This window comes from Niallia sp. Sow4_A1, assembly GCF_052116745.1.
Taxonomy (GTDB): Bacteria; Bacillota; Bacilli; order Bacillales; family Cytobacillaceae; genus Niallia; species Niallia hominis.
On the sequence record NZ_JBQKKM010000014.1, the window covers coordinates 25975 to 44832 of the forward strand.

Sequence of the window (18858 nt, forward strand, 5' to 3'; positions counted from 1 at the left end):
AATGGTATTACTTATATGTTTGAATTTTGAAGGATAAAATTATATCGAATAAAGAACAATAGAATTAGTCAGGAAGGAGGTGTGAGGATGAAAAGTCAAGAGTTTGGAGTGCATGAAGTAACCGATATGCGTGAAATAATTAATTTCAAAGGATCTTGCCTTGCTCAGTCAAAAGAGAGATTAGAAAAGGTAGAGAACGAGGAACTAAAATTACTGATTGAAAAAAGTGCTCAGTTAGGAACAACTTCTTTAAATCAAATGAAGAATCTTTTAAGCAAAGCGTCTACACAAATTACTCAGTAACTAGGAGGGGTTCATATGATTGAAAAAGAATTAAGCTTTTCTGATCATGTTATTGCAACTGATATGTTATTTGAAACAAAAGCGGCTGTTAAAGATATAGCAGCTGCATTAACGGAGTCAACTACATCAGAGATACGTACTTTTCTCAAACAAGAATTAAGAAATGCAATTGATCAGCATGAACAAATCTATAGCTTTTTACAGGACAGAGGAATATACAATGCTTATAATGTCCCCCAACAGTTAGAAAAGGATTTGGCTTACGCAGAACGTTCCTTAAATCAATAAAGTTACATATATCTTTGGAAAGTAGGTGTATAAGATGCAGGAAAACCTAGGTACGCATGAAGGATTAGAGCTTCATGAATTAATTACGTTTAAGAGTCTATGTGTTACAAAGGCATCAATTATGCAATTGTTAGTTTCTGATGAAGAATTAAAAACAATTATGCAGCAGGATGTGGAAGTTTCATCTAAACATATTGAAGCTTTGAAAAATTATATTTCTTAAAGGTGGTATATAAGAGTGAATGGATTTATTGGAAAACTAACAGGAATGGCTCCTTTATCAGATCAAGTGATTGCAACAGACCTATTAATAGCTGCAAAGTCAGGGATTAAAAGCTATGCTTTAGCAATTACAGAAACGGCGACACCTGAGGTTAGAAATTTATTAAAACAGCAATTGGAGGAAGCCATTACACTTCATGAGCAAATTTCAACTTATATGATTAATAAAGGCTATTACCATCCATACGACACAGAAAAACAAGCACAAATGGATTTAAATACAGCAGAAACTGCTTTAAATCTAGTGAACCACTAGCAGGGGGAGATCCTCCTGCTTTCTTTTTTTATACTTTGTAAAGGAAACAGAAGAATCGTCCCCTCGAGTACTTTGCTGAAAATCGGGTATAAATAATAGTATGGAGGTGATTGTGAATGGTTGAAGACATAGGAAAGGCGACTTCGAATAATAAACAGATGAATATGGATAATCCAGAGCAATACCCCACTGAGAATGAAAGCTTGTTTGATAAATTTGAAATAGAACAAACAGTTGATCCAATTCCTATGGAAGATTTAAAAGAAGAACTTCGAGAAGAAAAGGCGAAACATGATACAAAAAATACATCTTCGAGTGAAAAAAAGTATAAGACAGGCATGTAATGCAGAGGGACGGTTCTCCTGCTACCTAGTCCCGTCCCTTAATATTAAATCACTTATATTGCTGTCAAGCCACCATCAACAATAAACTCTGAACCTGTTGAGTAACTAGATTCATCAGATGCTAGGTATAGGACTATATTAGTTACTTCTTCTGGTTGGGCAACTCTCTTTAGTGGTATATGCTTCGAAAATTCTTCTACAGCAGCTTTCGTATCTTCTTGAATAACCATTGGTGTCGCAATAACTCCAGGATGTACGGAATTTACGCGAATCCCATAATGAGTGCATTCTACTGCAGCAGCTTTTGTAATTCCTCGAACAGCAAACTTGGTATCTGTATATCCTACTGCTCCACCGACTATTCCGTTGATAGAAGAAATATTAATAATCGACCCACCACCAGCTTGTTGCATAGAAGGGATTACGGCTTTTATACCGAGAAAAACAGATACTTGGTTAATATCGACAATTCGACGATAATCACTCTCTGTCATTTGCAAGATTGATTTAGCAGCTGTAATTCCAGCATTATTTACTAAAATATTCACAGAACCAAATTTTTCTTCTGCTATAGCAATTACTGATTCCCACTCCTCGGCTTTTGTAACGTCCTGTTTAAAAAATAAAGCGTTTTCACCTAATTCCATAGCTAATGCTTGTCCTTTTTCTTCATTTAGGTCGGTCAAAATAACTTTTGCACCCTCCTTAATAAAGCGACGGGCGTGAGAAGCTCCCATTCCTTGAGCTGCCCCAGTGATAATAGCAATTTTTCCTTCCAATCGAGACATAAAAATTCCTCCTAAAGTGATAAATTTGGTTTAAGAAGGCTGTTTCTGTATGGATTGTTGTTTAACGGAGTCTGAATATACTTGCTTCTGTGGAGATACTACTTTATTTCCGCTAATACCACAGGATTCTTCGTTTATTTAGTCTCCCGATAATTTTGGATATCTATTTTTCTAAGGAAAACAACAATCTATTAAAAAATCAGCAGCAAAGAAAAACGATGGTAATATGGCAAAACATTTAAACTACATATGTAAATTAACAGAAATTTATAGTGTTGTCAAAGATAATACGCTATTAATAGTTTTAACTATAATTAAGAGAGATACTCCGAAAATTATGTATGGTATAATTTAAAAAAATTGTAGGGTGGTAATAAATAGTGATAAAAGCTGATCGGAGAATTGTGAGAACACGTAATAATTTGAAGAGGGCTATGCTTGAATTAGTAAAGGAAAAGGAATTTAAAGATATATCCATTACGGAAATAGCGAAAGCAGCAAACTGTAATAGAGTAACATTTTATTCTCATTATGAAAGTAGTACACAGTTATTGGAAGATATTTTTCGAGATTATTTAGAGCAATTGACCATGAATTATAAACAGAGTTTTGCTGGTAAAAAGACTTTCTCGCTATCGGATCCGTCTCGTAATATTGCCATATTTAAATTTATCTATGATAATTCCTTTGTTTTCTCATTAATGCTAATGGGCGAAGTTATCCCTGGTTCTCAAAATATTTTTTGTGAAACCATTGCGAATATCAGTCGTAGAGACTTAGTTTTAAAAGAAGAAATATGGTTTGATATAGAGGCATTAAATTTGTATGAAACATATGCGCTTTTAGGATTATTTATTTATTGGATAAAAACAGATTTTCAAAGTACACCAGAGGAAATGGCGAAAAGATTGGCCTATATCTATTCAACAACCTTAGGGGAAGTCATGGTAAAAGACGAACAATAATAGGGGGATGACGTTGTCGGTTCGGTAAATGATTGCCAAAGGAAAAAGTGCCGCTTGCATGAACGCTTTTTGGCACTTTATCTTTTGGCGAGAGTACACTAATTAATTATCTCTTTGGAAATGCAACAGCATATTGCTTAGGCATTTCTGTTTCTTTGCGTAGCTGTGCAGCAGCTTCAATTGTCCAATATGGATTACGAAGCATGCCTCTTCCCACTGCAACAAGATCAGCATCTTCATTGCCAATGACAGAGTTTGCTAATTCTGCTGAGTCTAATCTTCCAACAGCGATAACTGGTACACTTAACTCTTGTTTAAAGGCACGAGCTAAAGGAACCTGATAGGCAACGTGTGTGCCAGGTCGTCCCGCTGCAGCAATTGGACCTTCTCCACCTGCACTAACATGGAAAATATCTACGCCAGCTTCTTCATATTTTTTAGAAAATGCAACACTTTCTTCCATATCATATCCGCCTTCAACGTACTCTTTTCCAGAAACTCGCATGATTAACGGCATATCAGCTGGCATTTCTTCTTTAACTGCTTTAATGATTTCCACACCAAACTTCGTTAAATCTTGGCCATATTCATCTTCACGCTTGTTAGTGTATGCAGACTGGAACTGATGAATTAAGTACCCATGAGCCCCATGCAACTCGATTGTATCAAAACCAGCTTTAATCGCACGAACAGTCGCTTGGCGGAATTTTTCTACCATTTCTTCAATTTCTGCAGTAGTTAATTCTCTTGGTGTTTTCGATTTATCATCAAATGGAATAGCTGATGCAGAGACTGGCTGTGGTGCATCTTCTGCCTTTCTGCCAGCATGAGCAATTTGGATACCCACTTTTGCACCGTATTGATGACAAGCATCAACAATTCGTTTTAATGGAGCAATATGCTCGTCAGACCATAAACCTAAATCGTTATCTGTAATGCGACCATCCGGTTCTACATCTGTCATTTCAATAATGATTAACCCAGCACCACCGATTGCACGACTTACATAGTGAACATAGTGCCAATCTGTTGCGATTCCGTCCTTTTTCTCCACTGAATATTGACACATTGGAGGCATTACAACACGGTTTTTTAATTCTAGTCCTTTATATGAAAAAGGAGTAAATAAATCCTTCATAACCAAGCCTTCTTTCATTGAAAATTATATTGTTTGTCTAAAACGGTACCACCAGCTAGAGCGTATTTCAACTATTATGCTTTTAGATGATGTTTTTACAGAACTATTATGTACAAAAAAATGTAACAAATTCGTTTAACAGTCGACAACCATCATTTTTATTACATTGCTTTTATCAGCTACCAACATTAAGAGAGAGGTATAAATCCTTTTACTATAACAAATGAAGGGAATATCCAAAAAGAATTAGAAAGATAGAATAGTAGTATTACCAAGTAGGTAAAAACCAACCGAAGTAATAAACAAGCTTTGCAAATGGAAAATAGTGATTGAGAACAAGTGACCAATCTTTATTATAGTTGATCCGTTCTAGATGAGTGTTTGTCGAAATACAAAGAAATTTCCCAGGTAATAATAGTACACTGGGATATTGGAAGAGAACAACCAAACCAAACACTGGATATATGCAATTAATATTAAATGGATTTATTCCGTTAGTGTTAGTAGAGAAGCGATGTTTTTTCAGAATTTATAATGATATTTAGAAGGAAAAATGTTGTTAAGGATAGTAAATAAGCAGCTAGAATGTTAGGAAATAGATGATGTCTTTTCATAATATATAGTTTTTCGCGGCAAAAGAGTTTTGTAAGATAGATTAAAATATAAATATGTTCAAAAAATTAAAAATTTTTCAAAAATAATCGGAATTTGTTGAACATACTTTCTTTCTTCATCCATATTTTTATAATAAAATAGTACAAAGAATATAAAATAGTCAGTATAAAGGCAAACTTTCCTGAAAAGGAGGGACGCAAAGTCACAGATCTAAGGCAACAGCTATGATGGCTGGATTACCAGATTATTGGAATGGAGATGAGGAAATGAAATTTGGTGCTATTATTTGTTTTTTTAAAAGACACCATAAATTTAGCTATTACTCCAATAAATGTGTACGATGCGGAAAAAAAAGAAAAGTTTAAATGTTGAATCAGCTATTGGATAATATTTTTTGACAGAGCAAGACTCTATATGGGTCTGGCTCTTTTTATATTAAATAGAACTTGCAAAAACAAATGGTATTAGTTTTTGTGTAAGGAGGTTTAACCAATGAGTACTATTCATCACAAGTTTTTATATCAATTAACTTTTTTGTCAAAGATTTTCCCGGTAAACTGCTTTTCATGAAGAAAAGTATGGAGAAAGGCATTTAACTGGTTCAAAGCAAAGGAAGATGATAAAATAGTTCAGTCACTTAACTAAATGCAAGAATTACGTTATATTAATATTAGCTAAATTATTCATAAAAGTAAAATATCTAGAGAGGATGCTCGTCTCATTTGATGTAGCATTTTGCTAGTACAATGCTGCACTTTATGAAGGGAGAAATTATGTCAATAAGGACGATTATAGCTGATGAAGACAACCGAATGAAAGCATGTATTCGTTATTATCTAAAGGCTTATAAACAAATAGAAGTCATTGATGAATGTGACAATGGAATGGAGTTAGTGGATAAGCTTTTGCAGTGGCAGCCAGATTTAGTTATTACAGAAATAGATTTACCATTATTAAATGGACTTGAAGTGATGAAACGATGTAGTGTACAAAACTTGAATATTCCTTTTATTTTTCTTGCAGATTCTGAAGAATTTGCATTTTCTGCATTTGAATTAGGAGCAACGGACTATCTTGTAAAACCAATAAAGAAATCCCGATTATATAAAGCAACTGAAAAAGCCAAGCGAAAAATAGCTTGGAAAAATAAGAATAAGGAACTGGTTTCTTTTAATAATTTACCAGTTAAATTTAGTAAAGGGATGCATTATATAAAAAAGGAGGACATTCTTTTTATTGAGAAGATAGAAAGGAAATCTTATATATACACAACAGATAAAGTATTTCAAACACAGGAAAACATCGGTGATTTGCTATATCAATTAAATGACACCTTTTTACTATCACATCGTTCTTATATTATTAATCTAGAAAAAGTAGCCGAGGTTCGTTCTTCCAAAGAATCTTTTATCGCATCTTTTAATGGGGTAAAAAGAGGTGCGAAAATATCAAAGCTAAAAATTAATGAAGTAAAAAGAAGAATGGGCATACAATTAAAAATGTAATTCCTTTTGCCTATTAAATAGGAATCGAATCTAGTTATGATATGACAAATCGTGGACATTTATGTCGAAAAATAGCATATTTTGCAGAAGGTTTAAAATGTTTATTATCCTGTTTAAAAAGTACTTATTGGATTCCAAAATGGCTCTATTTATGTCTGAAATGCTACATATTAAATAGACAATTAATGACAAAGTAGGTAAATTTACAGATAGGATAGAAAAATGGAAATAATCATGATTTTTGCCCTATTTTGGAGGAAACCTACGTGGATGAATTAACCGTATTAAAGGATAAAAACTATTATCATGTGTATCAACCGATCTGGAATATTAAAAAGTGGGAAATAATTGGATATGAATCATTATTTCGAATTGCAAATCAAGAAATGTCGATTGAAACATTTTTTGAAGAGGCGAGAGAAGAAAATCATCTATTTGAATTAGATACCTTTCTAATCAATAATACAATTGAAAACTTCCAATCTCTTTCACCAAGAAGAAAAAGGCCCCTATTTGTAAATATTTTTCCATCTACCATTTTAAATAAAGGATTTAATATGTTTGTTTCAACTTTAATAAGGAATTTTCCAACGATGAAAGGAAAGATAGTCTTTGAAATAAATGAAACCATTTTAGAAAGAGCATTATGGGATATGCCATTATTTAAGGAAGGACTCTCGATTCTAAAGGCTAATCAATTTCAAATAGCTATTGATGACTTTGGAAAAGGGGTGGCAAATTTCCAATGTATTATGGAGATAACTCCTGACATTATTAAAATAGATCGCTATTTTTCAAATAATTTAGCATTTTCACCGGAAAAGCAAAAATTTATTAATCATTTATTAAATATTGCAGATGAAAAGACGAAAATTATCTTAGAAGGAATTGAAGAAGAAACAGATCTAGCAATGACAAAGGTGTTAAGGGTTCCTTTTGCACAAGGTTTTTTGTTGGGGAAACCAGAAATTCTTGTTTAATATACTGGTTTAGAAATAAAACAGAAGAATGATCAGACTATCAACTAGCTAAGTTTTGGGATGGAACAAAAGAAAATATTATATTATATATGGGAGAAACTAGCGATTTATTCTATCGTCATTGGAAAAGTTACAAAATTAGTTATAATTCATTTAGTGGATTTACAAGAGAGGAGGATTGGAAACGCATCCTGTTTCTTGTGAATTGGAATAAGGATTTATGATGTAAAGATGGTTTGCTCCATTAGTAATTCCTTACCTAAACATTAAGTACAAGATGAATGGGAAGTGTTCTTTTATAGAAAGGAGAGAGAATGGAAACGCTAACGATAGCGGTAGCTGATAAGGATTCCGATATAATTGTTTCTATAAGGGAATCTATTGCTATACATTCTAATTTTGAAATAATAGGTGAAGAAAAAACTGGTGAAGATTTAGTAGAATTGATTTTTTTAAAACAACCGAATGTAGTTATTGTCGACTATGACTTGCCATCCATCCATTCCACTCTTTTTAACAGCGAATATAAAGAGTTTCTTCCCGCTTTTCAACTAATCCTAATAGGAAGGGATAAGAGCCTTGCAATTGAAGCATTTAATTACTCGGCAATTGGTTATTTACCAAGACCAATTGACTTTTCCCGATTAATTTCCTGCTTATATAAAGCAAAAGACTTTCTTTCTATGAATTTACAGAATGCAACGGATAATAGAATCCTGATTAAATTAAACAATGGTTTTGTCTACATACAGTTGGAAGATATATTATTCATAGAAATAATAGCAAGGAAAACGATCATACATACAGTCAATAATATGTATGAAACAACTGATACCCTCCAATCCTTTGTAGACCGATTGCCATGGTATTTTTACCGTACCCATCGCTCCTTCCTGATAAACCTAAAAAAAGTCGAACGCATCGAATTATTTGGTGAATCCTACCTAAGCTATTTCAAAGGAACCAATAAGTCAGCAGGCATTTCAAAATTAAAAATCCGCAAAGTTCATGCGCTTTTGATTAGGTAAGGGTTAGGATATCCACAGAGAGACGGTTCTACTGAGGAACGTTGTTCAACTAATCCCTTCTAATATATATTTTCTTCTACGACGTTGAAATAAGTGATCCAAACTATGTAAAAGGTCAAAAGATTTGGATAAATAGTTCTTACAAAAGACGTCCCTCTATCTCCCCGCCTTTGCGGAATTTGGAAGGTGTGTATTTTTTTTGGCGTTTAAACATTTTGATGAAATAGCTTGGGGTGTCAAAGCCAACTTCCATTGAGATATCGATAATTTTTCTATCAGTTTGGAACCGGATTCATCTTAGGATTAATTTCCGTGATGCTAGCAGATACTGTAGACCTTGGTGAGTGGAAAAATAATGTGCGCGCAGCAGGACTGTTAACATCTGCATCGAGCTTTGGTACTAAATTTGGCATGGAAATAGGCGGTGCTATAACTGCAGCAGTCCTTTCTGCAAGTGGTTATGTTGCTAATCAACAACAAACAGCGACCTCTCTACATGCCATAGAATTTAACTTTATATGGCTACCAGCAATCTGTAGTACTCTAGCCATTATCGCACTACTATTTTATAAATTTGACAAACAAGAACAACAAATTATCCGTGAACTACAGAAAAAGAGAGGGGCTTGAGGTGTAAAAAAGGACGAATCTAACTCTAGAAACTCCAGAGGATTCCAAAAGCATGTAGTATCGATCAAAAAATGCCTCACTCCATGGTAGGATAAAGTTGGTTTCCCGACCACAATATCTCACCAAGGAAGGAGGCATATCCTATAAAGGACAAAAATAGTATAACATATTCAACGTGTAATGATAACGACCTCTAGTATTTGTACCAAACTATAATTTTTTCCAAAAAGAGTTAATAACTATTACTCCTTAATAAGAAGATAGATAAAATAAGGTGCTCCTAAGCAGGAGAGCACAAGGCCGACAGGGATTTCTGAGCCAACCATTAGGCTTTTTGCGATTATATCTGATGTTAATAAGAGAAGGGCTCCTATTAAAGCTGCAACTGGCAGGAGACGTTGGTTTTTTGGGCCAACCAGCATTCTTGCTAAATGTGGGGCAAGGAGTCCTAAAAAGGATATCCCACCACCAACAGAAACACAAGCGCCTGAAAGTCCTACAGCAATTAGTAAAAGTAATCCTCGTTCTCTTTCAATGGATACACCAAGCCCTTTGGCGAGATTATCTCCTAGCTGCAATAAATTGATGGATTGAAATTTACTTATAGCAATCGGAACAAGAATTAGTATCCAAGGTAAAAGAGCAAGAACATAGCTCCAACTAGCACTCCATATACTCCCCGATAGCCAAATAGTCGCTTGTGTAAAATCGCGAGGATCCATCATCAATTGAAAAATAATAATCAAGGCACCAAATGCAGCGTTAATTCCTATACCAACCAATACTAATCGAACTGGTGTAACCCCATCCTTCCAAGCGATCACATAAATTAATGCAGCAGCAATTAATGCTCCAACAAGGGCGAAAAATGGCATAATATAAACAGATAAAGGTCCTGATTGAAAAACACTTCCTTGAATAAAGAAGATATAAAGAATAACGGCAAAACCGGCTCCAGAATTAATACCAATAATCCCTGGATCCGCTAAACTATTTCTCGATACTCCTTGCAAAATTGCCCCAGCAATAGCCATTCCGATTCCAATTAAAATCGCGATTACTGATCGGGGTAGCCTAAAATTATATAAAATATTAAAAGTTTGGGTGGAGCCTGTGCCTGTAAAGGCATCGATAATCTCAATCGGACTAATTTTAATCGTGCCGATATTTAGACTAAGAAAGAATACGCAAATAATCGCCACAATAAGAATCGTACTAACGATAAATAATTTAGTCTTACTTGATTTGGAAGAAAGCATTATAGACCTCTCCCTTCTCGACGTGCTAAATAAAGAAAGAAAGGAACTCCAATTATTGCGGTGATTGCCCCTAAAGGTGTTTCAAAAGGTGGGTGAACCAAACGGGCGACTACATCGGACAATACTAATAGAAGAGCACCTACGACTGCAGAACAAGGAATGATTAATCGATAATCTGATCCTACAATAAAACGAACGATATGGGGGACAACAAGTCCAACAAAACCGATGGTTCCGCCGACTGCAACGGCAGCTCCAGTTAAAAGCAAGACTACAATGGTGCCTAATAGCTTTACAAAACCGACCTTTTGCCCTAAACCAGAAGCAACGTCCTCTCCTAAGCTTAAGATTGTAATCGATTTGCTAATGAAAAACGCCAAGATCAATCCTATAATTGCTACAGGGATAAGCAATTGGACATTAATCCATTGTACTCCTGCCACTCCTCCTGCATACCAAAAACTAATATCTTTTGCGACATCAAAACGAAGGGCAATTCCTGTTGAAATAGACCCAAGAAGTGCACTAATGGCTGTACCTGCAAGAGCTAATTTCATAGGCGTTAATCCTCTTTTTGAAAGAGCACCAATTAAAAAAACTAAGGCTGCGCCTAAACCTGCACCGACAAAAGCAAATAGCATAATAACCGTATTTGAAACAACAGGGATAAAGGCAAATGCGATAGATACCGTGAACATAGCACCAGAAGTAACCCCCATAATAGAAGGGGAAGCAAGTGCGTTTCTCGTCATCCCTTGCATGATTGCACCAGAAACAGCAAGACTTGCACCGATAAAAGTGGCTGCAAGTGCTCTCGGTAAACGCAAACGATAAATGATTTGATGGGCAGTTGAAGTGCTATCAAAATGAAAAATTCCTTGTAAAACGGTTGATAGATTAATGTCTGCTACGCCTAAAATAATGGACAAGCAAATAGAAATTAAAAGGAAAAGGATGCCGATTACGAGAACTAATGCTGCAGATTTTGGTCTATATATTGTCGCTTTGTCACTTTCTAAAGAATGGCTTTTAGTCATGAAGAACCCACTTTCCGATAAATAGAGATAATAAAATATGTAAATTGTTGAATAATAAATAACTGTGGTAAACTTATCAACTAATTTTACTATAAAATTAGTTGGAAATCGATGTTAATATTGAAAGTGATAATCGTTTTCAATTATAATCAAGTTATAACCAATTAGGAGGATACATAATGAAAAATCGCAACATGAAATCAATATTATTTATTTGTTTACTACTGGTTTTCACTGTTCTAGCAGCATGTGGAAATAATAATAGTCAAGAAGAAAATGACAATACAGAGAACGGATCTTCGGAACGTACACTAACTGACGCGATTGGAAATGAAGTGACGGTTCCAGCAGAGCCTAAAAGTATTATCGGCTCCTATTTGGAAGATGATTTAGTAGCATTAGGTGTGACACCTGTAGCTCAATGGTCTATTCAAGAAGGTAATGGAGTTCAAGATTACCTACAAGAATACTTAAAGGAAGTTCCAACAATTGACTCAACTCTACCATATGAAGCAGTATCTAGCTTTACGCCTGATTTAGTATTAATGTCTTCCGCATCAGCAGTGGAAGGGGCGAAATATGATCAATATGCGAAGATTGCTCCAACGTATGTAGTTGCCAAAGAAAATAATAATGATTGGCGCACAAGATTACAAACAATTGGTGAAGTTGTAGGGAAAGAAGAAGAAGCAGAGAAGGTATTATCAGACTATAACCAAAAAGCTGAAGAGGCAAAAACAAAAATTCAAGAATCTATTAAGGATGAATCAGCTGCAGCAATCTGGCTTGTCTCTAATCAATTATTTATTGTTGGAGAAAATGTATCTAGTGGCGCTGTACTATATGGAGATTTGGGATTGAAGGTACCAGAAGTAGTAAAAGAAATTTCAGCTACAGCTACAGGTAACTGGTCTGCCATTTCATTAGAAAAATTAGCACAACTTGATGCAGATCACTTATTCTTAATTAACAGTGACGGAGAAGGAGCAGAATTACTTAAAGATTCCTTATGGTCTAATATCCCGGCTGTGAAAAATGGAAATATCTACGAATATGGACCAGATACAAGCTGGCTATACTCTGGACCAATTGCGAATAAGCAAATTATTGACGATGTTGTCGAAAGCTTAGTGAAATAAGAAGAGAGATGAGACAGTTCCGATAATAATCTTTTCTCTTAATAAAAACAGTAGAAAAGCGACCAGGCTATTTCTACTGTTTTTATTTTGTGATGATTTAAACTCAAATATATTTTTAGATGATTCATTTCCTACTTCATTTTAGACAATAACCAGTTGTTATTACCATCTAATCTTAATTGACCGCTAATGGTTGAACTTTCAATAGTCTGTCCATGAAGCTTTCTGTAATCTCGAGGAGACATAGAAAAATGTTTCTCAAAAGTATTGCTGAAATACTGTCTGCTATTAAAACCAGCTTGAAAGGCGATTTCCGTTATCCTTTTATTTGAGTTGATTAGTAAAAAGCAGGCTCGTTCAAGTCTTTTTTTAGATATAAATTCATTAATAGAATAGCCTGTATAATCTTTGAAAAGCTTGTGGAGATAAGACTTATTAATCCCCACTTCTTCGGCTATTTTAGGAACATTGAGGTCGTCTTCTAAATTAGCATGAATGAATGTAATTGCCTTATTAATGTAGCGCATTCCTTTTGCATTATTATCTATGGTAAGTGCGTGAAATAGCTCCAGTATCATTCTTTGAAAGAGAATATTTGTTAAAAAAGTAAATTCAGATGTTTTAGCATGAGTATTGGTCATGAGATTAATTAAATCTTTAATAGCATAGCCTAAACTTCGAGAATCGTTCGATACTATACATATTGGCTTTGTTAATGAAATTTCTTTATATGGTTCAGAGGCATTCTTTAGTGGCTCTAAATCAAAGTCACTAACCTCAGATCCAATTGAGAACTCAATATTTAGTACAGTACAGGGTTGGGTAACTAATAATTTATGAGGAATGAAGGAATCAAGGAAAATAAACTCTTTTTCCTTTAATAAAAATGTTTGATCATTTACTGTTATTTCACAACTACCAGTCGTTACATACATAATTTCGCAGGAAGAATGCTGATGTGTGTCCATATTAAAACTTGATAAATTAAGAGCATAAAATGCAGTCAGTCTTGCGTAACGACAATCTTTTCTATAGATACTCATATGATCACCTTTCTAAATAAAAAATGCGACAATATCTTTCTTTTAGCGTTTATTTAAAAAATAGGTTAAGCCTTTTTTCTTCTATTATAATATCATTGTTAATGAAATCGTTATCAAAATATTTTGGGGTGAAAAACATATGACATTTTTAGATTTTGCTAAGACTCCGCCTATGGGCTGGAATAGTTGGGATTGTTATGGTGCTTCTGTTAGAGAAGAAGAAGTGAGAGAACATGCTTTATTTATGAGCAAGCATTTGAAACCGTTTGGGTGGGAGTATATCGTAGTTGATATCCAATGGGCAGAGCCAGAAGCTAAATCGACTAAGTATAATCAATTTTTCCCGTTAAATATGGACGAATATTCAAGGTTAATTCCTGCAGAGAATCGATTTCCTTCCTCTAAGCAGGGTCAGGACTTTAAGGCTTTAGGGGAATATATTCATCAATTAGGATTGAAATTTGGGATTCATATCATGCGTGGAATTCCTCGGCAAGCTGTTCATCAAAATACTGCTATTAAGGGAACAGATAAACGGGCTAGAGATATTGCCATGAACAATATTTGTCCTTGGAACTCGGATATGTATGGGGTTAACGTTGATTTGCCAGAAGGACAGCTTTATTATGACTCTTTAATGGAGCTTTATGCCTCTTGGGGAGTGGATTTCATTAAAGTGGATGATATTGCTTATTCAAGATTATATGATGATGCCCATAAAAAAGAGATCGCGGCTATTCGTAAAGCAATAGACAAAACAAAACGACCGATTGTTCTTTCTTTATCACCTGGTCCAGCACAAGTAAAAAATGGAACATTTTTGCAAGATCATGCTAATATGTGGAGATTAACGGATGACTTTTGGGATCACTGGGATGCTTTATATTGTATGTTTGATCGAGCAGCAGAGTGGGTTTCCTATGTTCGAAAAGGAAATTGGCCAGATTGTGATATGTTGCCATTAGGTCATATTGGGATTCGTGCTGTTGATGGAGGCGGGGGAGATAACTGGACAAGGTTTACAAAGGACGAACAGTATTTGTTAATGAGTTTATGGACCATTTTCAATCTCCATTAATGTATGGAGGAACATTGCCAGATATTGATGGTTTTACTTTAAGCTTATTTACAAATGAAGAAGTATTAAATATGTATCATACCTTAAATTATCGTCGACAAATTTATCGTGATGATAATTGGGTTGTTTGGGAAGGGCGTAGTGACAAAGAGGAATACGTCGCTTTCTTTAATATAGGTGAGGCTAATCTGGATATCCCCAGAGATTTATCTGATAGATTTATAGGGGAGAGTAAAGTAGTGCGAGATTTGTGGGGAAAAAAAGATATTCGATTGGAAGAACAAATAGTAAACGCTCATGGAGCACTATTAATTAGAAAATAAGAAACAGATAAAAAGCCTCAAAGTTATAGACAAAGGGAATCAGAATGAAAGAGCTGTCCCCTTTTTTTGCATTCTGATAATTTGATAGATGTTGATTCAGCAGTTCTTGTATACGTCAATAATATTTTAATTATTTTGATATATTTTTAATAGAAGCATAATAATGGTAAAATCAGATCAATCAGTGAGGAACTCGGAACTTCTATTACTGATTGGTCTTTGGGCAGAAAACAATGTCAGAGAGAAAAAAGAAACTACTTTTCCAAATACTCCCCTAAAAAAGATTCACCGTTACGGTAAAATCGTGGGTCATATATACCAATTCTATTATTATCCTCTACTACTACAACAAATGGTGACCATTGATATAGAGTAGCTGCAGCAGGATTTTCTGCAAATAACAAATCAAGATCAACATTATTGCTAGAGGTAATTCGCTCCACAAATTCAGCATTTGATAGAAGAGAATCATTAATTATATCTACTGTATCACCATTTTTGCCAACAATAGTAAAGTGCCATGGGATAAAGCTGGCGGAAAGTGCTAGATCTTGATAATCTTCTTGATAATATTTGTATAAAATAGAGCCTTGTATAGATTGAAGGGCGATATGGAGCACAATTAATATCCAACCGATGCGGAATAATAGATGTGTCTTTACTTTTGGATAAATCTTAGTCGCGACAAAAGCAAGTAAAAAGATAAACCAGATAACTAAATCAACGATTGGAATTGTTCCAAAGGTTAGTCGAACAGTAGAAAAGGGTTCAAGGTAGCCTGTTCCCCATGCATTAAACACATCACTAGTATTATGGATGAATACGGCAAGAAGTGCGATAAAGAACGATTGGATTCCTTTGATTTTAAAAATATAACGATTGATGATGTAAAACAATAATGCCCATATTGGAGCTAGAAAAACAGAGTGCGTAATTCCTCTATGCCACAATTGGTATTGACCAGTGGTATCCCATAGTTGTGAAATAACGTCAATATCAGGAATTTGACTTGCTCCTATGGAGGTAAGGAGAAGAGCATATTTTTCTTTTTTACTCATTTGTTCCTTATTAACACTTTGGTAAATTCCGACACCGAATAAAGTATGTGTGATAGTATCCATATTTCCCCCGTTTTAAAATGAAAGTAGCTTTTTTATAGTAAAATAGTATCTTTGCTTTTTTTCCTGTTAATAATCTCTTTTGCTAATGAAAATTCGAGGAAGATTGGTGGGAAATTAATTGTCCATAGAGGTCTGATTGGATTACCTACCCATCATTGAGATTAAAGGTCCCTCCACTGATGGGTAGGTTTTTTATAGTTTTTCTAATATTTCAATATATAGCTCATTTTTAGTGGATGTACCCTCATTCATTTTGACTAGATGATACATCACAATAATAAAAAAGAATAACCACGTAAATAGTTTTACAATAAAATCGAATGTTTCATTTCCCATTACTTCTGTGTTAAATAGTCCCGGATTTTGAATAAGGTATAAAAGGATTCCACTAAATATCGTAGAAAAGATAGCCATAAAGGTAGTGTTAAGAGTGACCGCGTTTCTTTGTGCCTTGAAGTATGCTAGTAATAGTTCTCTTTTTTCCTTATCAATTTTTGTAAATGTCTCTTGGATAAGCTCGAGATTATCGATTAGATTAAACTTTGGCTTGATGTCCTTAAAAAGACTTTGTTCTAGCCTCTTATCCCCAATTCCTCCATTATCCATCCATTCTAAAAGGCTTTTATAATGCTTTTTTTTCCAACTAGTTTCTCTATTAGAGAGTAAATGTAAAAAGCTATCTAATAGAAAAATAATAAAAATGGAAAGTAAAATCGAGAAAATGCCTTTGACAGCGGATTGATTTAACATTTCTGCTGCACCAATTATTGCCAATCCTGAAAATAATACAATAAATATAAAAGTAGCCCATAATATTCTGTTCATTAGATCATCACCAATACATATATGTAATTTAAGTAATATTTAACTTTATTTCCATTATAGCAATTAATTGGATGGAAACATAGGAAGGTTATTCTACTTTTTATAGAAGAACGAGAAAGTACTGTCTTATATTATTGGAAGGCTATAGTGACGGGGAACTATTATTGATTCTTTGGACGAGTTGTTAACTTTATTGGGTATTTACTGGTAAGAAGAAAAATGAATTTATACATAAGAGTAAAAGGCTGGGATAAAACAAAATATAGAATGGTTAAAGTCGAACAATCTCTATATAAATAATGGCTAATTTTTAGATATTTAGATATGGTTATTTTTGTTTAAAAAAACAAGTCGAGAAACCAATTCGTTCCATTGCGATACAGACACTAGATGAGTAGAGGAGCAACCTAAGCATTCTCGACTAAAAGGAGACCACTGAAAAACTGCAATATCATTATAATTGTTGGTGGCTGACTTTTAAATTTAGGTATTTCATTTGTTTTCCGAGGCGACAGCTCGCTTTCCATGGGGCGAGCGCCGAGCCGCTTCGTCACTGCGTTCCTGCAGGGTCTCGGACTTTCTCGCTGCTCCCATAGGAGTCGAGCTATCGCCTCTCCAAACCAACTTAATATTTGCTCTCATATAAATAAATCCTTATTTAATTTGGAAAATCTATACTTTTTCAGTGACCTCCATAGTCGCAATAAGGAGTCATAAAACGGCTTGAAAGTTGATATTCCAATAATTTCAAGTGGGAGGCATAAGGGAAGCCCTATGGAAAGTGAAGTGCATTCTGTTTGCAGGTGATATCCTAAAATCGTCTTTTCTTAATAATTTATAAACGCAAACAATTATAGGGATTTTTATTAACATCTCCGTATAATTGTTCTCGGGTTTATATTCATTTTGAATCTTATTTCCTAACCCATACATTTTAAGATACGAAATTAGATACAGTTGAATCGTTAATAAAAATTGTAGCATTGTAGAGTGCTAGATTTGATGAAAGGTTCTCTCTATTCTTATCTAGAATTCTTTCAATATCGTTTCTCCAGTAATGCTTTAGAAGATCTTTATACTTCATTGCCTTTTGAATAAGTTTCCACTGGGCATCTATTGCTAGCTCAAAAAAGTCATCAAGTTGAATTAACCATTTTATTTTTTCAAGTTTATCCGTAGTTAGTCGGTTTGGATGGCGAGTTTTTAATACAGCTTGTTTAAATAAATTGTATTGAATACAGGAGCTAAGAGGAAGTCTCCGAATTTTTTCTAGATTAATAAAGCTTCTATGATTCTTTTTTGCTAGCTGAATAATATCCTTTGGAATATCAGGATGTATGAAATATGATTTTACAAGAGATTCACTAATTCCTAGTTTGTTGGCAATTGTTTTAGTAGATTTATTTTGATCTATTAATTCTGCGATTAATTGATGTTTATCCATCCATTTGGTGACCTGGTGATGGAACATTCTTTTGAGTAATGTTATTCTTTGTTCGGTTGTATCAGTATAATTGCGAATAATACAAGGGATGTAGCTAGAAGTTTTTTTGTTATTCATTAGAGATTTGTATGCTAGATATTCTGGATATCCTCCTACTAGCCAATAAAAATTTTCTACTGGATCTTTTTCGAGAATCATATAACTAGTTAAGGAATCACCAGCATTAAGAATGCGTACTAGCTTATTTAATTTACTTTTTGAAATTTCTTCTAAATAAATAGGTTGTATTGAAGTAAATTGCACGTTGTCCAGAAGAATCCCATCAACTTGCATTCGCATCCCTCCATGTATTTTCTAACAATATATGTAATCTGAAGTTTGTCTTAGTACGAAAGAGTAATTATTCATGAATGTAAGAAGAGAAGGATAGCTGAATTAATATAGAATCATCTAAATCTCTACAGAAA

Annotated in this window: 20 protein-coding genes, 1 pseudogene and 1 riboswitch; of the genes and pseudogenes, 12 read left to right on the forward strand and 9 right to left on the reverse strand. The window is 34.2% G+C overall.

All coding sequences use genetic code 11. From position 1 onward, the window contains the following. Positions 1-87 precede the first annotated feature (87 nt). The 5 genes from ACTQ5K_RS09800 to ACTQ5K_RS09820 all read left to right on the forward strand — a co-directional run bounded on the left by ACTQ5K_RS09800 (position 88) and on the right by ACTQ5K_RS09820 (position 1473). Positions 88-303: a hypothetical protein gene (locus tag ACTQ5K_RS09800; protein ID WP_441993866.1), complete on the forward strand. Its 216-nt coding sequence runs from the start codon at positions 88-90 to the stop codon at positions 301-303. A 15-nt stretch (positions 304-318) separates the two neighbouring features. Further along, positions 319-591, forward strand: a complete 273-nt coding sequence (locus ACTQ5K_RS09805; protein WP_441993867.1) for a spore coat protein — start codon at positions 319-321, stop codon at positions 589-591. 34 nt (positions 592-625) lie between these two features. Continuing rightward, positions 626-814 (forward strand): hypothetical protein, encoded by a 189-nt coding sequence (locus tag ACTQ5K_RS09810; protein ID WP_441993868.1) that lies wholly within the window; start codon positions 626-628, stop codon positions 812-814. A 15-nt stretch (positions 815-829) separates the two neighbouring features. Next, positions 830-1129, forward strand: a complete 300-nt coding sequence (locus tag ACTQ5K_RS09815) for a spore coat protein (RefSeq protein WP_441993869.1) — start codon at positions 830-832, stop codon at positions 1127-1129. Positions 1130-1245: 116 nt separating this feature from the next. Next, on the forward strand, positions 1246-1473 hold the full coding sequence (locus ACTQ5K_RS09820; protein ID WP_441993870.1) for a hypothetical protein: 228 nt from the start codon (positions 1246-1248) through the stop codon (positions 1471-1473). Between the two features lie 53 nt (positions 1474-1526). Here ACTQ5K_RS09820 and ACTQ5K_RS09825 read toward each other — a convergent pair whose 3' ends face one another. Beyond that, complete coding sequence (locus ACTQ5K_RS09825) at positions 1527-2261, reverse strand: glucose 1-dehydrogenase (protein WP_441993871.1); 735 nt, start codon at positions 2259-2261, stop codon at positions 1527-1529. A gap of 380 nt (positions 2262-2641) precedes the next feature. Here ACTQ5K_RS09825 and ACTQ5K_RS09830 point away from each other — a divergent pair, with 380 nt between their 5' ends. Beyond that, positions 2642-3226 (forward strand): TetR/AcrR family transcriptional regulator, encoded by a 585-nt coding sequence (locus ACTQ5K_RS09830; RefSeq protein ID WP_441993872.1) that lies wholly within the window; start codon positions 2642-2644, stop codon positions 3224-3226. A gap of 106 nt (positions 3227-3332) precedes the next feature. On the opposite strand, the gene ACTQ5K_RS09835 is transcribed toward ACTQ5K_RS09830, so the two are convergent. Continuing rightward, positions 3333-4364 (reverse strand): NADH:flavin oxidoreductase/NADH oxidase, encoded by a 1032-nt coding sequence (locus tag ACTQ5K_RS09835; RefSeq protein WP_441993873.1) that lies wholly within the window; start codon positions 4362-4364, stop codon positions 3333-3335. Positions 4365-5139: 775 nt separating this feature from the next. Next, a riboswitch (cyclic di-GMP riboswitch) is annotated at positions 5140-5223 on the forward strand. A gap of 529 nt (positions 5224-5752) precedes the next feature. On the opposite strand from ACTQ5K_RS09835, the gene ACTQ5K_RS09840 reads away from it, so the two are divergent. The 3 genes from ACTQ5K_RS09840 to ACTQ5K_RS09850 all read left to right on the forward strand — a co-directional run bounded on the left by ACTQ5K_RS09840 (position 5753) and on the right by ACTQ5K_RS09850 (position 8492). After that, positions 5753-6484 carry a LytR/AlgR family response regulator transcription factor gene (locus tag ACTQ5K_RS09840; RefSeq protein ID WP_441993874.1) on the forward strand — a complete coding sequence of 244 codons (732 nt, stop codon included), beginning with the start codon at positions 5753-5755 and terminating at the stop codon, positions 6482-6484. Positions 6485-6750: 266 nt separating this feature from the next. Beyond that, complete coding sequence (locus ACTQ5K_RS09845; protein WP_441993875.1) at positions 6751-7464, forward strand: EAL domain-containing protein; 714 nt, start codon at positions 6751-6753, stop codon at positions 7462-7464. A 314-nt stretch (positions 7465-7778) separates the two neighbouring features. Then, the gene (locus ACTQ5K_RS09850) at positions 7779-8492 is read left to right on the forward strand and encodes a LytR/AlgR family response regulator transcription factor (RefSeq protein ID WP_048719021.1); all 714 of its coding nucleotides are present in this window, start codon (positions 7779-7781) and stop codon (positions 8490-8492) included. A gap of 139 nt (positions 8493-8631) precedes the next feature. Here ACTQ5K_RS09850 and ACTQ5K_RS09855 read toward each other — a convergent pair whose 3' ends face one another. After that, positions 8632-8745 (reverse strand): helix-turn-helix domain-containing protein, encoded by a 114-nt coding sequence (locus tag ACTQ5K_RS09855; RefSeq protein WP_235252286.1) that lies wholly within the window; start codon positions 8743-8745, stop codon positions 8632-8634. A gap of 62 nt (positions 8746-8807) precedes the next feature. Here ACTQ5K_RS09855 and ACTQ5K_RS09860 point away from each other — a divergent pair, with 62 nt between their 5' ends. Further along, positions 8808-9122 carry an MFS transporter gene (locus tag ACTQ5K_RS09860; protein ID WP_235252287.1) on the forward strand — a complete coding sequence of 105 codons (315 nt, stop codon included), beginning with the start codon at positions 8808-8810 and terminating at the stop codon, positions 9120-9122. A gap of 242 nt (positions 9123-9364) precedes the next feature. On the opposite strand, the gene ACTQ5K_RS09865 is transcribed toward ACTQ5K_RS09860, so the two are convergent. Then, on the reverse strand, positions 9365-10381 hold the full coding sequence (locus tag ACTQ5K_RS09865; protein ID WP_048719023.1) for a FecCD family ABC transporter permease: 1017 nt from the start codon (positions 10379-10381) through the stop codon (positions 9365-9367). Then, positions 10381-11418 (reverse strand): FecCD family ABC transporter permease, encoded by a 1038-nt coding sequence (locus ACTQ5K_RS09870; RefSeq protein WP_031539882.1) that lies wholly within the window; start codon positions 11416-11418, stop codon positions 10381-10383. Before ACTQ5K_RS09870 ends, ACTQ5K_RS09865 begins: the two co-directional genes overlap by 1 nt. A gap of 179 nt (positions 11419-11597) precedes the next feature. Between ACTQ5K_RS09870 and ACTQ5K_RS09875 the strand changes: the two genes are divergently transcribed. Further along, complete coding sequence (locus ACTQ5K_RS09875) at positions 11598-12557, forward strand: iron-hydroxamate ABC transporter substrate-binding protein (protein ID WP_441993876.1); 960 nt, start codon at positions 11598-11600, stop codon at positions 12555-12557. Between the two features lie 131 nt (positions 12558-12688). On the opposite strand, the gene ACTQ5K_RS09880 is transcribed toward ACTQ5K_RS09875, so the two are convergent. Beyond that, complete coding sequence (locus ACTQ5K_RS09880) at positions 12689-13600, reverse strand: AraC family transcriptional regulator (RefSeq protein ID WP_441993877.1); 912 nt, start codon at positions 13598-13600, stop codon at positions 12689-12691. A 139-nt stretch (positions 13601-13739) separates the two neighbouring features. On the opposite strand from ACTQ5K_RS09880, the pseudogene ACTQ5K_RS09885 reads away from it, so the two are divergent. After that, positions 13740-15001 (forward strand): annotated as a pseudogene (locus tag ACTQ5K_RS09885) (glycoside hydrolase family 27 protein). Positions 15002-15255: 254 nt separating this feature from the next. Here ACTQ5K_RS09885 and ACTQ5K_RS09890 read toward each other — a convergent pair. The 3 genes from ACTQ5K_RS09890 to ACTQ5K_RS09900 form a co-directional block, all read right to left on the reverse strand. Continuing rightward, complete coding sequence (locus tag ACTQ5K_RS09890; protein WP_441993878.1) at positions 15256-16122, reverse strand: metal-dependent hydrolase; 867 nt, start codon at positions 16120-16122, stop codon at positions 15256-15258. A 192-nt stretch (positions 16123-16314) separates the two neighbouring features. Next, the gene (locus tag ACTQ5K_RS09895; protein ID WP_031539889.1) at positions 16315-16947 is read right to left on the reverse strand and encodes a hypothetical protein; all 633 of its coding nucleotides are present in this window, start codon (positions 16945-16947) and stop codon (positions 16315-16317) included. 934 nt (positions 16948-17881) lie between these two features. Continuing rightward, positions 17882-18724, reverse strand: a complete 843-nt coding sequence (locus ACTQ5K_RS09900) for a hypothetical protein (protein ID WP_441993879.1) — start codon at positions 18722-18724, stop codon at positions 17882-17884. Between the last annotated feature and the right edge of the window lie 134 nt (positions 18725-18858).